The following is a 15,251-nucleotide window of genomic DNA, read 5'->3' as shown; positions in this document are numbered from 1 at the left end:
CCTCGCGACGGGGGTGCGCGAGGTCCCGGGCGGGAGTGCGGGGGTGTCGTCAGGTCGCGTCGGCGGCGAGCCGGGGGTCGGCGGGGGCGGACGGGGTCGGCCGGCCGGGCCAGCGGATCCGGGTGGCGCAGAGCGAGACGACGGCCGCCGAGGCGGCGACGGCGGCCATGCCCCAGAGCAGGCTGGTGGCGCCGGCGATGAAGCCGATCACGGCGGGGCCGGCCAGCAGGCCGGTGGTGCCCATGGCGGCGACCAGCGAGAGGGCGTCGGCGCCCTGCCGGGCGGCGGCGACGTAGACGCACGGGGTCACCGCGGCCACGCCGAGGCCTACGCAGGCGAAACCGAGCAGGGTCGGGACCACGCCGCCGACCGCCAGGGCCAGGGCGAGTCCGAGGCCGGCCAGCAGGCTGCCGGTGCGCACGATCCGGCCGTCGCCGAAGCGGGTGCGCCAGCCGTCCGCGAAGATCCGGGCGCAGACCATCATCACCGACACCACCGCGATGCCCATCGGGGCGAGCCCCGTGCCGGCGTGCACGTAGTCCTTGAGGTAGAGCGCCGACCAGTCGTTCATGGCGCCCTCGGTGACGGTGCCGAACACCATCGCCAGACCCATCCAGAGGGTCGCGACGGTCGGCAGCACGAAGCCGCGGCGCTGCCTCTTCTCCGCTGGTTCGGCGGCTTCGACCGGGAGGTCCGCCGGCAGCGCCGGCCGGGCGACCACGACCAGCACCGCGAGCAGCGCGGCGGCCAGTCCGAAGTGCACCGCCAGGGTGCCGGTGAAGGAGGTGACGCCCGAGGCCAGCAGCGCGGCGAGCAGCGAGCCGGCGCTGAAGGTGGCGTGCAGCCGGGACATCGTGGTCCGCCCGAAGCGGGCCTCCAGCGCGGCGCCCTGGGCGTTCATCGCGACGTTCAGGCAGCCGACCGCGACACCGTCGAGGAACAGCACCAGCAGCGTCACCGGGTAGTCGGGCACCACCGACAGCGCGAGCAGGATCACGCCGAGGGCGAGCGAGGACAGCACCGAGAGCAGGCGGGAGCCGAACCGTCGCATCAGCACCGCGACCAGGGGGAAGGACACCGCCGCGCCGATTCCGCAGGTCATCAGCAGCAGGCCGATCTGGGCCTCGCCCAGGTCGAGCCGGGCCTTGAGCGCGGGCACCCTGGAGACCCAGGTCGCGTACTGGAATCCGAGGACGAAGAACAGTGCGCCGGTGGCCACTTGGGACCGGCGGAAGTCGTCGCTGACGGGGGACATCGGTATCAGCCCACTTCGGCTCTGGGGTGTGGCCCGGGGACAGGGTCGGTGGAGGGCTGCAGCGGCCGGACCGGGACGGTGGAGGGCTGCAGCGGCCGGACCGGGACGGGGTCCAGCGGCATCGCCATGTAGACCGCCCGGGTGCCGTAGCTCTCGGGCAGCCGGATCCCGGGGCGTGCGCGGTAGCCCAGTGGGGTCCACAGCACGTGCGAACCGCGGACGGCGACCAGCGAGGCGGTCCGGTAGCCGGCCGCCCGGGCGGTCTCCTCCAGGTGCCGTAGCATCCGCAGGGACAGGCCCCGGCCGCGCAGGTTCTCGGAGATCACCAGGTCGTGCGCGTGCAGGTTGGTCGGCCGCTCGCCCGCGCCGTCCCCGTCCTCGTTGCGGCCGAGGTCCGGGCAGCGGAACAGCGGGTACGGCAGGGCGAGCAGGTAGCCGCCGAGGCCGCCGGCGTGCTCCAGCACGAAGCAGGTGTCGGGGGAGGCGCGGTGCCGGGACCGCAGGGCCTCCCGGCCCTCGGACAGGCCGCTGGCGGCGTAGGCGCGCTCCTCCAGCGCGACCACGGCGTCCCAGTCCTCCTCCCGGAGCAGCCGGATGCGCAGGCCGGCCGGAGTGCCGGTCCGGAGCTCGGCCGGGCTGTCGACGCGGGTGTCGGTCATGCGGTGCCTCCGTGGTGGCCCCGGCCGTCGCCGCCACCGATGCAGGTGTGCGGCAGCGGCGCGAAGCCGTTGAACCCACGGGTGGCGTAGGCGGTGGCGTACGCGCCGCAGGAGTGGACCCACACCGGGTCGCCGGAGGCGATCGCGTGCGGGACGCGGACCAGGCCGTCGTCCTGCGCGTACGCGTCGTCGCTGTCGCAGGTCGGGCCGGCCACCACGGCGTTGACGAACTGGCCGCCCGGGTGGGTGGGGAACTCCAGCCGGTACTGCAACTGGTCCATCTCGTACAGGCCGTTGAACTTGCCGCAGCTGAGGTAGAGCCAGTCCTCCCGGGTGCCGTCGAGGCGACGGCGGGAGGTGAGCCGGGCGACGTGCGCACGGATCGCACCGTGGTCGGCGACCAGGTGGCGCCCGGGCTCCAGCAGGAACTCCAGCGGCGCGGCGCTGACGGCGCGCAGCCGTTCCATGCCCTCACGGATCACCGCGAACATCTTGTCCAGCGGCGGTTCGAGCGGCCGGCCGCGCCGGTCCAGCACCCCGAGGGCGGGCAGGCCGCCGCCGAGGTTGATCCGGGTCGGGGTGATGCCGCGCCAGTTGAGCGCCTCCAGCACGGCGGCCAGCGAGTCGATCGCCGTCCCCCACGCCTCGGCGGTCATCTGCTGCGAGCCGACGTGCACCGACAGGCCGGACGGCACCAGCCCGGCGGCGCGGGCTTCGCCGAGCACCCGCAGGGCGTCCTCGGGCGAGCAGCCGAACTTGTGGCTCAGGCCCCACAGCGCGCCCTCGCCGGTGGTCGCGATCCGGCAGAACACCCGTGCGCCGGGGGCGTGTTCGGCGATCGCCGCGACGTCCTCCAGGCTGTCGGTGGCGAAGTCCCGCACGCCCAGCCGGTGGGCCTCGGCGATGTTGCGGTCGGACTTGACGGTGTTGCCGTAGTGGATCAGCTCGGGCGGCACACCGGTGCGCAGGGCCTGGGCGATCTCCTGCGGGCCGGCCGCGTCGAAGCCGGAGCCGAGCGCGGCAAGGTGGCCGAGCACCTCGTCCACCGGGCAGGCCTTCATCGCGAACCGGACGGCCACACCCGGCAGTTCGGCGAGAAGTGCGGCGTACTGGCGGCCGATGCCGTCCAGGTCGTAGATGATCCGGTCGTCGGTGGCGGCGGCGAGCGAGGCACGCAGCGCGGTGCGGTCGTGCTCGCCAGGGCGGAGCGCCGCGGGCCCGGGCGCGGCGGTGTGGACCGCGGAGACGGCCGGGATGCGGTGGGTGGGCGGGTGGCCGGTGTGGTGGCCGGCGGCGTGACCGGCACGGTGACGGACGCTGTGTCCGGTGGGCTGGCCGATGGGCTGGCTGGTGGGCTGGCGTATCACGTAGAGCTCCCCGTCCGACTGGCGCGGCAGCCGGTCGGCGGGGTGGCCTTGCTCGCCCGCACCAGCGGGCCCCACGCGTCGATCAGCGCTGCGAAGTCCTCGATGTCCGCCTGCGCCTCGTCGAGCAGGCGCGCCCGCAGGGGCGCCAGATGGTCTGCGAACTCGGCGTACTTCCCGCCCAGCCGCCGGTAGCAGCGGTCGAGTTCGGCGAGCCTGCGGTGGTTCTCCGCGCGGTCCGTCGCGGCGCTGCGACGGGCGGAGTCGGCGATCGCCTCGGGGCGGACGCGGTGCTGCTCGTCCAGCAGAGCGCCGCCGGCGGCCTCCATCTCGGAGTAGACCGGGTAGAGGTAGAGCATGGAGAGCAGGAACTTGGCGTAGCGCAGCTGGTAGGCGGTGAAGCCCGGTCCGGTGCGCCGTTCCGGGGTGTGGTAGTTGACGACGTGGCGGTTGTGGGTGACGCCCGGCAGGGTCGCGTCACGCACCAGGTGGTGCAGGAAGTAGTCACTGCCGATGGTGTCGGTGGCGGGCGGCAGCGGCACTCGTTCGTACACCTCGTGGTCGAGGCCGATGTTGCACATGTCGATGTGCCAGATGCCGGGCAGGTCGAGCACCGCGCGGTCGGCGGTGAACGGCTCGGTGCCGCCGCCGACGAAGGACGCGGCGACGAGTTCTCGCTTCTCCTCCTCGCTCGCGCCGGTGGGCGCCCAGAGCGCGACCACGTCGTGGTAGGCCTCGGGATCGAGCTCCCGGATCTCGCCGATGTCGACGGAGAGTTCGCCGACGAAGGAGGCGCCGACCAGCACGACGGGCTTGTCCGCGTGCAGCGCGTCGAGGGTGTTCCCGGTGACGGCCGCGGCCGCGTCGGCGGCCTTCAGCCCGAGCGTGGCCAGCTCGTGCTCGATCGGGAACACCGGTTCGCCGTCCAGCAGTTGGTAGCGGCTGTCGGAGTCGCGGCGGTGCACCGACTCGCAGCCGAGTGCGGCGGCCAGCAGGAACGCCCGGTTGGTGCAGGCGCCGTAGGAAACGGCATCGGGCAGCATGAGGTCCAGCAGCCTGTCCGGGCCGGCCGCGCCGGAGCGGTCGATCACCTCGCTCAGGAAGGCGCGCTGGGCGTCCTCGTCCACGTGGTGGACGACCACGCCCTCGACGGCCGGCAGGGCAGCGAGGGCCCCGGCGTGCCGGACGCGGGAAGCGGGGTCGGCGGAGTCCAGCACCAGCAGGTGCACGCGGACGCCGAACCGCCGTACGGCGTAGGCGGCTTCGGCACCGATCGCGGTGATGGTGTCCGCGCACTCGCGGTTGGTGGGCAGGGTCAGACAGACGTCGCGCATTCCCGCTCCCCCGTGGCGCCCTGCCGGTCTTCCCCGCACTGCTCGAACGGTTTGCCGCTCCATGACCGCAGGCCGAGCAACTTCTCGCCCAGCTCGGTGAGTTCGGCGGTCCCGTAGCGCTGCGCCTCGGGCCGGTCGGCGTCGCCGACCAGGGTGCGGTTCCAGTCCGGGGTGGCGAGCGTGCGCCAGGACTCCACTCGGGAGCGGCGCAGCTTCCCGGCCTCCTCCAGCGCGGGCATCATCGACAGGTACTGCACCGCGCGCACGCCGTTCTCGGAGGTGTTGCGCTCGACACCGTGGGCGAGCAGGCCGTTCCAGATCAGCAGGTCGCCGGCCTTCAACTCGGGCCGCACGACGGGGAACTCGGCGCGGTCGACATCCGGGCGGATCGGGTCGCGGTCGGCCGGCTGGGCGGCCTGCCACTCGTTGAAGCGGCGGAACAGCTCCGGGCTGCACCGGAAGCCGCCGTGGTCGGGGGCGGTGTCGTCGAGCGCGACGATGCCCTGGACGCGCTGCGGCAGCATGCCCCGGGTGGTGTCGACGTCCCAGTGCAGCTCGATGTCGAAGCCGCGGTCGGTGGGCTCGATCAGCGCACGGTCGCGGTTGCGGACGTTCGGCGGGTTGAGGTTGAGCCGGTCGAGGGTGACCCAGAGCTCCTCGCAGTCCCACACGTCCACGAAGGCGTCGTAGACGCGCTGCGCCTGACGGCTGTCCCAGATGAGCTGGTGGTGGTAGGCCTCGACGAAGCCGTAGATGTGCAGGTGCCGGTCGAGTTCGTCGCGGTACTCGCGCTCGCGGTACCAGTCCTCGGGGCGGTCCGGCGAGAGGCCCTGGAACTCCCAGGCGAAGTCCAGCAGTCGGCGCGCGGCCCCGGCCGGGATGGCCTGCTTCACCACCACGTAACCGTAGGTCTGCCAGAACGCGTAGTCCTCCTCGGAGAGCACCCGCAGCGGATGCCTCTTGCGGATCTCGCGCAGCGCGGTCCGGGCGAGGTAGCTCTCGGTGTCGGCGCTGAAGTAGGGGCGCTCCGATGCGGCCCGGTACAGGTATTCCCCGGGTTCGTCGGGGTGTTCGGCAGGGCTCGGCATGGGCAGTCACTCCGTGGTTCGTAGTCGACGCGGCGCCTGCTCGGGCGCCCGGTGCGGACACGGCGGGTCGACGGCCGGTGGCCGGCCGCAACAGGAATTCGAGCGCGGACCGGAGGGCCGTCCGCACACGGTCCTTCTTGCCTCGCCCCACGGGCGCGGAACAGCGCCACGTCAGGGGGCCAACTCGCCTGCTCGGCAAGGGCTCTCACCCCGCATCAGCCTTTGCCGAACCGCACTCCCCATACGTTGGACTAGACCAACTAATGGTGTCAACCCTTTCCCGCGGGTTACCGATTGGGAAATCAATGCAGCTCACGACGCCCTCTCGGAGTTCGCTCTATGTTTCGGAGACTGACATAAGGACGAGTATGTTTCCGGAATCGACATAACCGCGGGACACTGAACCGTCACCGGTCGGAGACCCGTTGCACCCCGTGACGCCCGGCTCCGGGGGCGCGCCCGGGAGCACGGCACCGGGCCGGGCCCGCCCACCCGCCGTAGCTTGGGACCGTGGCACGACCCCGAGGAACCGTCCGGCTCGCCCCGCCCGGCTGGCTGACCGCGAGCCTGCGGCCCCGGGCTGCGCCGATCCCCTGGGCGGCGGTCGCCCGCGCCTCCGTCGCCCTCGCCGCCCCGCTCGCGGTGGGCACCGCCACCGGGCGGCCCGGCTACGGCGCGCTGGTGTCGATGGGCGCACTGTCCGGGGTCATCGGGGACACCGCCGACGCGTACCGGATGCGGGTGTTCAACATCGCCGTGCCCCAGCTGTTCGGCGCCCTCGGACTGCTGCTCGGCACCCTGGTGTTCGGTGCCGGCTGGACGACCGTCGCCACGGTGACCGTCGTCGCGCTGGTCTCCGGCATGATCTCCTCGATCGGCGCGGTCGCCTCCGTCTCCGGACTGCTCCTGCTGCTCAACGCGGTGGTCGGGGCCGGCCTGCCGCTGCCCTCCCCCTGGTGGCTGCCGCCCGCCCTGCTGCTGCTCGGCGGCCTGGTGGTGCTCGCCCTGACCCTGCTCGCCTGGCCGCTGCGCCTGGGCGTCCCCGAGCGGGCGGTGGTGGCCGGCACCTACCGGGCGGTCGCCGACATGCTGGAGGCCACCTGCACGCCGGAGTACGACGGCCGCCGCCACGAGCTCACCCGGTCGCTCGACCAGTCCTACGACCTGCTGCTCGCCCGCCGGGCCCGCCGACACGGCCGCTCGGCCACCCTGGCGCGGCTGCTCGCCCAGCTCAACGCGGTGATCCCGGTGGTCGAGGCGGCCACCGCGGCGCAGTTGCGCCCGCCCGAGTTCGGCCCGCTGCCCGCCGGCTACCCGGCCGCCGTCCGCGCGCTGGCCACCGCCGTCGAGCAGGGCCGCACCGGCCCGGCCCCGCCGCTCGACCTGCCGGTCCCCGCCGGTCCGTCCACCCGCGCGCTGGTCGAGGCGATCGGGCACGCCAGCACCGTCGCACACGAGGCCGCGCCCGACCCGTACGCCGCCGACGACCGGCTCGGCCGGCCCGCCCGCCTCTCGGTCAGGGCACGGCGGGCGACCAGGGCGCTGCTGCTGTCCGGCGCGTCCTGGCGCTACGGGCTGCGGCTGGCGCTGTGCATCGGACTGGCGCAGGTGCTGGTCTCGGTGATCGCGGTGCCCCGCTCGTACTGGGTGGCGCTGACCGTGACCTTCGTGATGAAGCCCGACTTCGGCTCGGTGTTCTCCCGCGCGGTGCTGCGCGCGCTCGGCACCGCAGCCGGGCTGCTGATCGCCATGCCGGTGCTGGCCGAGGTGCCGCACGGCTGGTGGGACGTTCCGGTGATGGCGGTGCTGGCGGCGCTGATCCCGGCGCTGTCCGCCAAGGGATACGCCTTCCAGACCGCGGCCATCACCCCGGTCATCCTGCTGCTCTCCGACCTGCTCAACCACCAGGGCTTCCACCTGGTGCTGCCCCGGCTCTACGACTCGCTGATCGGCTGCGGCATCGCGCTGCTGGCCGGCTACCTGCTGTGGCCGGAGTCCTGGCACACCCGGATCGGCGACCGGCTCGCCGACGCCGTCCAGGACACCGCCTCGTACGTGTCACTGGCCTTCACCACCGCGCCCGGACGGGACGAACCGGCCCGCGCCCGCTACCGACGGCGGCTCTACCGCGACCTGTCCGCCGTGCGCAGCGAGTTCCAGCGGGCCCTCACCGAGCCGCCACCGGTCGGGGCCCGGGCGGAGGCGTGGTGGCCGGTGGTGATCGCGGTCGAGCGGATCGTGGACGTCACCACCGCCACCCGGGTGCGGATCGAGCACGGTGCGCCGGTGCCGACCGCCGCCGAGGTCGCCACCGTCACCCGGGAGCTGACCGACCTGGCCGAGGCGCTGCGCACCGGCCGGCCGCTGCCGGAGGCGCAGCCCGACGTGCTGTCGCCGGGCTGCGCACTGGCCCGGCTGCACCACGAGGTGCACGCCGCCCGGTCGGTGGCGGCGTTCTGAGCGCGGCCGGTCCCGGACCCGCCGGGTTCAGCCGTGGACCCGGCGGTCAGTTCCGCACCCGCCGGGTTCAGTCCTGGATTCGCCGCCAGGGCCGCTCCGCCTCCAGCGCGAAGGCCAGCTCCAGCAGCAGCCGCTCCTGCCCGTGCGCCGCCGACAGGTGGACCCCGATCGGCAGCCCGCTGGGCGCCGAGCCGGCCGGCAGGGCGATGCCCGGGCCGCCGGTCACGTTGTTGACCGGGGTGAAGGCGACGTAGCGCATCAGCCGGTCCATCAGCTCGTCGAAGTCCACGTTCGGACTCAGGTGCCCGATCGGTGGGGCCGTGTGGGCGAGCACCGGGGAGAGGATCACGTCGTGGTTGCGGAAGATCCGCGCGTACACGCCCTCGGCCCGGCGCAGCCGCCGCAGGACGGCGGGGGTCTGCGGGAACTCCTTCCGGAACCGGCGGCGCAGCCCGGTGGTCAGGCCGTCCAGCTTCCCGGCGCGGAAGCTCGGGTCGATCAGCAGCCGGCCGGTGGCCGCGATGGCCCAGGCGATGTAGCCCCAGTAGGCGACGAAGTCGCGGGAGAACTCCTCACCGAAGGGCAGTGTGGTGGGCTCGACCTGGTGGCCCATCGCCTCCAGCCGGGCGGCGGTCTCCTCGACCACCTGCCGGGTCGGCTCGTCGGTCTTGGCGATCGGCGAGTCCACCACCAGGCCGATCCGCAGCCGCTGCCCTCCCGGCCCCTCGACCAGGCCGAGCGGGGGCAGTCCGGGATTGCTGCGGTGCCGCTCGGCGGCGGCGAGGAAGGCGGCGGTGTCGCGCACCGAGCGGGTCAGCACGCCGTCGGTGACCAGGTCGATCGGCAGTTTGCCGCCCTGGGCGTTGGTCACCAGCCGGCCCCGGGTGGGCTTGAGCCCGACCAGTCCGCAGCAGGCCGCCGGGATGCGGATCGAGCCGCCGCCGTCGTTGGCGTGCGCGATCGGCACCACGCCGGAGGCCACCAGGGCCGCCGAGCCGCCCGAGGAGGCGCCGGCCGAGTGCGAGGGCTTCCACGGGTTGCGCACCGGCTGGGCGGCGGCGAACTCGGTGGAGGCGTTGAGCCCGAACTCGGGCAGTCTGGTCTTGCCGAGGACGGCCAGGCCGGTGGAGAGGAACTGGTCGGTGAAGCGCGCGTTGCGGCGGGCCGGGCGGGCGCGGTAGGCCTCGCTGCCCATCGCGGTCGGCAGGCCGCGCAGGTCCACGTTGTCCTTGAGGTAGGTCGGCACGCCCCACAGCGGGCCGCCGATGCCCTCCCGGCTGATCTGCGGCCTGTCGTACGAAGCGTGGGCGACGGGCAGCAGCGTGCCGTCCACCCGCGCGGCCCGGTCGACGGCCGCCCCGACCAGTTCCCGGGGGTTGACCGTGCCGGCCCGCACCAGCGCGGCGAGTGCCACCGCGTCGTGTGCGCCCAGGGCGTCGTCGGCGAACGCGTGGACCCGCTCGTCGGTCATCCGAACTCCCCACTCCCTGCCGGACGTTCCACCGTCCGGCGATCACACCGGCTGGTCGTACCTGCCCGGTTCTACTGACCGGTAATCTCGCAGGGGTCCGAGTGTAGGCGCGACCGATGGCAGCCGCCGGGCCGGGGGGCCCTTCGGCGGGTGATCCATCCGTCAAATCGTCGGGGGCGTACGAGCGTTCGGCCCGCGCCCCCGCGTTCACCCCGTCCGCCGGTCCGCGATCGTTTCGCCGCACCCCGCCGGGAAAGATCACGTTCACGAACCGCCCAGGTCCTCCCGCCCGAACCAAGGTGACGCCCGTGCCGACCCCCTTCTTCCCGACCACCCGGTTCACCGCGGCCATCGCCCCCGGCGGCCTCCCGCTGCTCGGCCACGCCCCCGCTCTCCTCCACCGCCCGCACGAGTTCGTCGCCGGCCTGCCCGCCCACGGCGACCTCGTCCGGCTGCGGCTCGGCCCGCTCCACGCGTACGTGGTCTGCCACCCCGAGCTGGTCCGCCGGCTGCTCACCGACGACCGCGCCTTCGACAAGGGTGGGCCCCTCCTCGTCAAGGCCCGGGAGGCCGTCGGCAACGGCCTCGCCACCTGCCCGGCCGCCGTCCACCGGCGCCAGCGCCGCATGCTGCAACCCGCGTTCCACCCCGACCGGCTGCCCGACCACGCCGTGATGATGGCCGAGGAGATCGCCGGCGCCACCGCCCGCTGGCGCGACGGCGACGTCATCGACGTCCCCGCCGCGATGCACCGCCTCACCACCGCCGTCACCGCCCGCTGCCTGTTCGCCACGCACGAGCGGGCCGGCTCGCTGCCGGTGCACCGGAGCATGGACGTCGTGGCCCGCGGCGCAGGCCGGCGGGTGATGCTGCCGCTGCCCGGCATCGACCGCCTCCCCACCCCCGGCAACCGCCGCTTCCGCCGCGCCCAGCAGGACCTGCGGGAGATCACCCGGCGGCTGATCGCCGACCACCGCGCCGCCGGCACCGACCGGCACGACCTGCTCTCCACGCTGCTCACCGCGACGGACGGGGACGGCCGGCGCCTGTCCGACGCCGAGATCCACGAGCAGGTGGTCACCTTCCTGCTGTCCGGCGTGCAGACCACCGCCGCCACCCTGTCCTGGGCCTGGACGCTGCTCGCCGCCAACCCGGCCGTCCGGATGCGCCTGCACGCCGAACTCGACACCGTCCTCGACGGCCGGCCCGCCCGCCACCAGGACCTGCCCGCCCTGCCGCTCACCGCCCGGATCGTCAGCGAGACCCTGCGGCTCTACCCGCCGCCATGGATCCTCAGCCGCACCGCCACCACCGACACCGAGCTCGGCGGCCACCGCATCCCGGCCGGCACCACCCTGCTGTACAGCCCCTACCTGCTGCACCGCCGGGCCGACCTGTTCCCCCGTCCCGACCGCTTCGACCCCGACCGCTGGCTCACCACGGCCCGACCCGCCCCCGGCACCTACACGCCCTTCGGCCTCGGCGCCCGCCGCTGCATCGGCGAGTCCTTCGGCGTCACCGAGGCCGTCCTCGCCATCGCCACCATCGCCGCGCGCTGGACCATCGCCCCCATCCCCGGCCGGCCCGTCCGCCCCGCCCGCGGCTGCTCCCTCTCGCCCCGGCCCTTCACCGCGACGCTGACCCGCCGGGTCCGCTGACCGGATTCCGACCGGGCTTCGGTACTGTCCCGGCATGGCCGGCCGTACGGGCGCCGGCCGGAACCACGCCGCTCGACCGGGACGCCACCAGACCATGAACGCTCGAACCCCATCGGGGCTCCTGACCGGGCTGCTCCGCGCCGTCCGGACGTATCCGCGCCGTTCGCCGCTGACCTTCGGCTACGTCGTCCTGCTCCTGCTCGGACACGTCTGGGTCGAGAACCTGCTCGCCGCGGACCGGGCGGACGCGCTCCGCGACCACATCAGCACCAACCTCGACAACCTGCACGACCACCCGGTCACTGCCCTGCTCGGCAGCGCGCTGCTCTTCGACGGCACCCTCACCGAGATCCTCTCCACCGGCTTCGGCGGCACCCTCATCACCCTTGGCCTCGGCGTCTGCTGCTGCCTCGCCTGGGCGGAGCGCCGCTTCGGCAGCCTGCGCGCCGCCGCCGTCCTCCTCTACGGGCACATCGGCGCCACGCTGATCACCGCCGCGGTGATCCTGCTGGCCCTGCGGCACGGCTGGTACCCGGAGAGCGTGCGCCAGGCCTCGGACTACGGCATCAGCTACGGCGCCCAGACCCTCCTCGCCCTCGCCACCCTTGCCGTACCCCGCTGGGCCCGGCTGCCCTGGGCCGCCTTCGTCGTCGCCTGGCCGCTCTCCGGCGACCGCGAATGGCCGGGCCCCCTCCCGGACTTCACCACCGTCGGCCACCTCCTCGCCGCCGCCCTCGGCTTCATCCTGGCCACCACCGTGGCCCTCACCTCCTCCCGCCGCCGTGCCGAGGGCCTCGACCCGGTACCGGTGGACCGGTGATCACGCCCCGACGAGCCACGACGCTTCCTCTGGGGCGCGGTCCGGCCGTATGACCGAGTGCCCGTCAGCGGGTGGCCGCGGGACCGAGCTGCCCGTCAACGGGGTGGCCGCCGGTCCGCGGCGATGGCGGTGAGCAGCCGCTCGATCTCCTCCAGCCGGCGCCGCAGATCCTCGACGTCGCCGCGGGTGGCACTCTGGTCGCCCTTCTTGAGGGTGACCAGCAGCTGCCCGTCCGGCTCCAGCCGGGCCCGGGCCACCTGGCCGAGGTCGTCGCCGTTCTGGATCCGGATGGCGTGCTCCAGCTCGGACGGGCGCAGCGCCAGGTCGTGCAGCGCGCCGGGCACCAGCTTGCCGTCCTTCACCACGGTGGTGGCCCTGCCCTCCAGGATGCGGGCGGCCCTCGGGTCGCGGGAGAGCCAGCGGGTGACGGCGGAGTTCACCGCGACCAGGGTGACCGCTCCGATCGCACCGCCGAAAAGGCTGTTGTCGTTGCCGATGATGGCGTTCTGCACCACGTTGGAGAGCAGGAAGACGACCACCATGTCGAAGGTGTTCAGCCCCGCCAGCCCGCGCTTGCCGGCGAGCCGGAACAGCACCAGGATCAACGCGTAGACGGCGATCGTGCGGAGGACCTTCTCCACGATCGGAATCTGGACGGCCACCAGGTCGTGCCACACTGCCCCGCTCCTCCCATCTCGACCGCAGGGAACGGGGCAGACGCTACGCCACGGTCATCGCTTCGGCCTACCGCGCCGGGCCGCCGCGCCCCGCCCGCCGGCCTTGGCTCCCCCGGCCTTCGGCGACCCCGCCCGCGGCCCGCCCGACTTCTGCGCGCCGGTCTTCTGCCCGCCCGACTTCTGCGCGCCGGCCTTCTGCTGCTGCGGCTTGCCCCGGCCGGCCGCCGCCTTCTTCGGCTGCGCCTCGGGCGCCGACTGCCCGGCCCCGCGCCCGCGCGAGCTGTTGACCGTACGGCCCCGGACGATCCCGATGAACTCCTCCACCAGGTCCGTGGTCCGCTCCTGCGGCCAGGACAGCGCCACCTGGGACTGCGGCGCCTCCGCCACCGGCCGGTAGGTGAGGTCCTTGCGGTGGTGCAGCCGGGCCAGCGACTGCGGCACCAGGAGCACGCCGACGTTCGCCGCGACCAGCTCGATCGCGTCCGCCGTGCTGTCGGGGCGCGCGATGGCGGGGCGCCCGGGCAGGGTGTCCGCGGTGAAGCCCAGGGTGTCGTCGAGCGGGTGGAAGACCACCTCCTCGGCCAGGTCGGCCGGCGCGACCTCCTCCGCGGCGGCGAGCCAGTGGTCCTTCGGGAAGACCACGACGGTGGTCTCGGTGTAGAGCGGGATCGCGCTCAGCACGTCCTTGTCGACCGGCAGCCGGAGCAGCCCGGCGTCCGCGCCGCCCTCGCGCAGGGTCCGCTCGCCGTCGCCGGACGGGACCGCGAGGAGGTCCAGCGGCACGTCCGGGAGCCGCTCCCCCCAGACCCGGACCCATTTGCCGGGGGTCACGCCCGGGACGTACACGAGCCGGAAGGACGGGTTCACCTGCATGTCTGTCACAGGGCAAGGCTACCGACCGTGACCGGAAGCGCCCGCGCACTCCCTTACCCTTGTCACCATGACATCGCTCAAGCAGAAGACCAGCCAGACCATGAAGCCGGCCACGGCGGCCAAGAAGCTGGGGATCTACCTCGCCGCGGCGCCGACCGACTTCCAGGAGGGCGTGGTCTCCCGCGAGGAGCTCAACGCGCTGCAGGCCGAGCCGCCGCAGTGGCTCCAGGACCTGCGCAAGAACGGCCCGCACCCGCGCCCGGTGGTCGCCGCCAAGCTCGGCGTCTCGATCGCCGGCCTGGCACGCGGCGGCGTGACGGAGGCGCTCACCACCGAGCAGATCGACGCCGTCAAGGCCGAGAACCCGCTCTGGCTCCAGCACGAGCGCGCCAACCAGGTGGACGTCCGCAAGGAGGCCGCCCGGATCAAGGAGAAGCACGAGAAGGAGGCCGCCGCCAACGCCGTCAAGGAGGCGAAGGCCGTCCAGGCCCGCTGACCCGCCCTCCCCCGTCCGGCACGGCGGCGCTCCGGCGCCGATTGTCGGACCCCTGCGCAACGATGGTGCCGACGTCCGTCCCGACGGGCGTCGGCATCGTCATGCACGGGTTCACACAGGGGTTCGACAGGCGAGGAGGCCCAGGGATGGCAAGGGCACTGGAAGGCAGGATCGCACTGGTCGCGGGGGCGACGCGGGGAGCCGGGCGGGGCATCGCGGTCGAGCTCGGCGCGGCCGGCGCGACGGTGTACGTCACCGGCCGCAGCACCCGGCAGCGGCGCTCGGAGTACGACCGCCCCGAGACGATCGAGGACACCGCCGACCTGGTCACCGCCGCGGGCGGCCGGGGAATCGCGGTGCCCACCGACCACCTGGTCCCCTCCGAGGTGGCCGCCCTGGTGGAGCGGATCGGCGACGAGCAGGGCCGGCTGGACGTACTGGTCAACGACATCTGGGGCGGCGAGAAGCTGTTCGGCTGGGACGTCCCCCTCTGGGAGCACGACCTGGACGACGGCCTGCGACTGCTGCGCCTGGCGGTGGAGACGCACGCCGTCACCAGCCACCACGCCCTGCCGCTGCTGCTGAAGCACCCCGGCGGCCTGGTGGTGGAGATGACGGACGGCACCGCGGAGTACAACCGCGACACCTACCGCAACTCCTTCTTCTACGACCTCGCCAAGGCCTCGGTGCTGCGGATGGCCTTCTCGCTCGGCCACGAACTGGGCCCGCGCGGCGCCACCGCCCTCGCCCTCACCCCCGGCTGGATGCGCTCCGAGATCATGCTGGAGCACTTCGGCGTCACCGAGGAGAACTGGCGCGACGCCCTCGCCCAGGAAGCGCATTTCGGCATCTCCGAGTCCCCGTACTACGTCGGCCGCGCGGTCGCCGCGCTGGCCGCCGACCCCGGCGTGGCCCGGTGGAACGGTCTGTCGGCCTCCAGCGGGCAGCTGGCCCTGGAGTACGGCTTCACCGACCGGGACGGCAGCCGCCCGGACTGCTGGCGCTACCTCGTCGAGGTGCAGAACGCGGGCAAGCCGGCCGCGCCGGAGGCCTACCGCTGACCTCCGGCCCGGCCGGGCCGCGCCGTGGGGTGCGT

Annotated in this window: 13 protein-coding genes; 5 read left to right on the top strand and 8 right to left on the bottom strand. The window is 73.9% G+C overall.

All coding sequences use genetic code 11. From position 1 onward, the window contains the following. Positions 1-49: 49 nt before the first annotated feature. From ACFU7Y_RS23825 to ACFU7Y_RS23805, 5 genes are all read right to left on the bottom strand, one after another. The gene (locus ACFU7Y_RS23825; protein ID WP_380769585.1) at positions 50-1,255 is read right to left on the bottom strand and encodes an MFS transporter; all 1,206 of its coding nucleotides are present in this window, start codon (positions 1,253-1,255) and stop codon (positions 50-52) included. A 5-nt stretch (positions 1,256-1,260) separates the two neighbouring features. Beyond that, positions 1,261-1,914, bottom strand: a complete 654-nt coding sequence (locus tag ACFU7Y_RS23820) for a GNAT family N-acetyltransferase (protein WP_380769584.1) — start codon at positions 1,912-1,914, stop codon at positions 1,261-1,263. After that, on the bottom strand, positions 1,911-3,092 hold the full coding sequence (locus ACFU7Y_RS23815) for a type III PLP-dependent enzyme (protein ID WP_380769587.1): 1,182 nt from the start codon (positions 3,090-3,092) through the stop codon (positions 1,911-1,913). The genes ACFU7Y_RS23820 and ACFU7Y_RS23815 overlap by 4 nt, the downstream gene beginning before the upstream one ends. A gap of 185 nt (positions 3,093-3,277) precedes the next feature. After that, positions 3,278-4,612 (bottom strand): DUF6271 family protein, encoded by a 1,335-nt coding sequence (locus ACFU7Y_RS23810; protein ID WP_380769583.1) that lies wholly within the window; start codon positions 4,610-4,612, stop codon positions 3,278-3,280. After that, positions 4,594-5,700: a YbiU family protein gene (locus ACFU7Y_RS23805; RefSeq protein WP_224284899.1), complete on the bottom strand. Its 1,107-nt coding sequence runs from the start codon at positions 5,698-5,700 to the stop codon at positions 4,594-4,596. Before ACFU7Y_RS23805 ends, ACFU7Y_RS23810 begins: the two co-directional genes overlap by 19 nt. 510 nt (positions 5,701-6,210) lie before the next feature. Here ACFU7Y_RS23805 and ACFU7Y_RS23800 point away from each other — a divergent pair. Further along, positions 6,211-8,160 carry an FUSC family protein gene (locus ACFU7Y_RS23800; RefSeq protein WP_380769582.1) on the top strand — a complete coding sequence of 650 codons (1,950 nt, stop codon included), beginning with the start codon at positions 6,211-6,213 and terminating at the stop codon, positions 8,158-8,160. Between the two features lie 67 nt (positions 8,161-8,227). Here the strand turns inward: ACFU7Y_RS23800 and ACFU7Y_RS23795 are convergent, their stop codons facing one another. Further along, positions 8,228-9,631: an amidase gene (locus tag ACFU7Y_RS23795; protein ID WP_224282397.1), complete on the bottom strand. Its 1,404-nt coding sequence runs from the start codon at positions 9,629-9,631 to the stop codon at positions 8,228-8,230. Between the two features lie 308 nt (positions 9,632-9,939). Here ACFU7Y_RS23795 and ACFU7Y_RS23790 point away from each other — a divergent pair, with 308 nt between their 5' ends. Then, entirely contained in the window at positions 9,940-11,289 is a 1,350-nt protein-coding gene (locus tag ACFU7Y_RS23790; RefSeq protein WP_224282398.1) for a cytochrome P450, read from the top strand. Positions 11,290-11,383: 94 nt separating this feature from the next. Then, positions 11,384-12,109: a rhomboid-like protein gene (locus ACFU7Y_RS23785; RefSeq protein ID WP_224282399.1), complete on the top strand. Its 726-nt coding sequence runs from the start codon at positions 11,384-11,386 to the stop codon at positions 12,107-12,109. A gap of 95 nt (positions 12,110-12,204) precedes the next feature. Here ACFU7Y_RS23785 and ACFU7Y_RS23780 read toward each other — a convergent pair whose 3' ends face one another. Together ACFU7Y_RS23780 and ACFU7Y_RS23775 are read right to left on the bottom strand one after the other, a co-directional pair. Next, positions 12,205-12,786 carry a DUF421 domain-containing protein gene (locus tag ACFU7Y_RS23780; RefSeq protein ID WP_224282400.1) on the bottom strand — a complete coding sequence of 194 codons (582 nt, stop codon included), beginning with the start codon at positions 12,784-12,786 and terminating at the stop codon, positions 12,205-12,207. A 54-nt stretch (positions 12,787-12,840) separates the two neighbouring features. After that, entirely contained in the window at positions 12,841-13,659 is an 819-nt protein-coding gene (locus tag ACFU7Y_RS23775; RefSeq protein WP_224282404.1) for a LysR family substrate-binding domain-containing protein, read from the bottom strand. A 67-nt stretch (positions 13,660-13,726) separates the two neighbouring features. On the opposite strand from ACFU7Y_RS23775, the gene ACFU7Y_RS23770 reads away from it, so the two are divergent. Further along, positions 13,727-14,155: a DUF5997 family protein gene (locus tag ACFU7Y_RS23770; RefSeq protein WP_224282401.1), complete on the top strand. Its 429-nt coding sequence runs from the start codon at positions 13,727-13,729 to the stop codon at positions 14,153-14,155. Positions 14,156-14,301: 146 nt separating this feature from the next. After that, positions 14,302-15,216, top strand: coding sequence for an SDR family oxidoreductase (locus ACFU7Y_RS23765; RefSeq protein ID WP_224282402.1), 915 nt, complete (start codon positions 14,302-14,304; stop codon positions 15,214-15,216). Positions 15,217-15,251: the final 35 nt, after the last annotated feature.

The organism is Kitasatospora sp. NPDC057542 (assembly GCF_042801945.1).
GTDB lineage: Bacteria > Actinomycetota > Actinomycetes > Streptomycetales > Streptomycetaceae > Kitasatospora.
This window is presented reverse-complemented; position numbering and strand designations above follow the sequence as displayed.

Coding starts and splice junctions, on each gene's coding strand:
- ACFU7Y_RS23825 (WP_380769585.1), bottom strand. CDS start 1,255: ATGTCCCCCGTCAGCGACGACTTCCGCCGGTCCCAAGTGGCCACCGGC.
- ACFU7Y_RS23820 (WP_380769584.1), bottom strand. CDS start 1,914: ATGACCGACACCCGCGTCGACAGCCCGGCCGAGCTCCGGACCGGCACT.
- ACFU7Y_RS23810 (WP_380769583.1), bottom strand. CDS start 4,612: ATGCGCGACGTCTGTCTGACCCTGCCCACCAACCGCGAGTGCGCGGAC.
- ACFU7Y_RS23805 (WP_224284899.1), bottom strand. CDS start 5,700: ATGCCGAGCCCTGCCGAACACCCCGACGAACCCGGGGAATACCTGTAC.
- ACFU7Y_RS23795 (WP_224282397.1), bottom strand. CDS start 9,631: ATGACCGACGAGCGGGTCCACGCGTTCGCCGACGACGCCCTGGGCGCA.
- ACFU7Y_RS23785 (WP_224282399.1), top strand. CDS start 11,384: ATGAACGCTCGAACCCCATCGGGGCTCCTGACCGGGCTGCTCCGCGCC.
- ACFU7Y_RS23775 (WP_224282404.1), bottom strand. CDS start 13,659: ATGCAGGTGAACCCGTCCTTCCGGCTCGTGTACGTCCCGGGCGTGACC.
- ACFU7Y_RS23770 (WP_224282401.1), top strand. CDS start 13,727: ATGACATCGCTCAAGCAGAAGACCAGCCAGACCATGAAGCCGGCCACG.
- ACFU7Y_RS23765 (WP_224282402.1), top strand. CDS start 14,302: ATGGCAAGGGCACTGGAAGGCAGGATCGCACTGGTCGCGGGGGCGACG.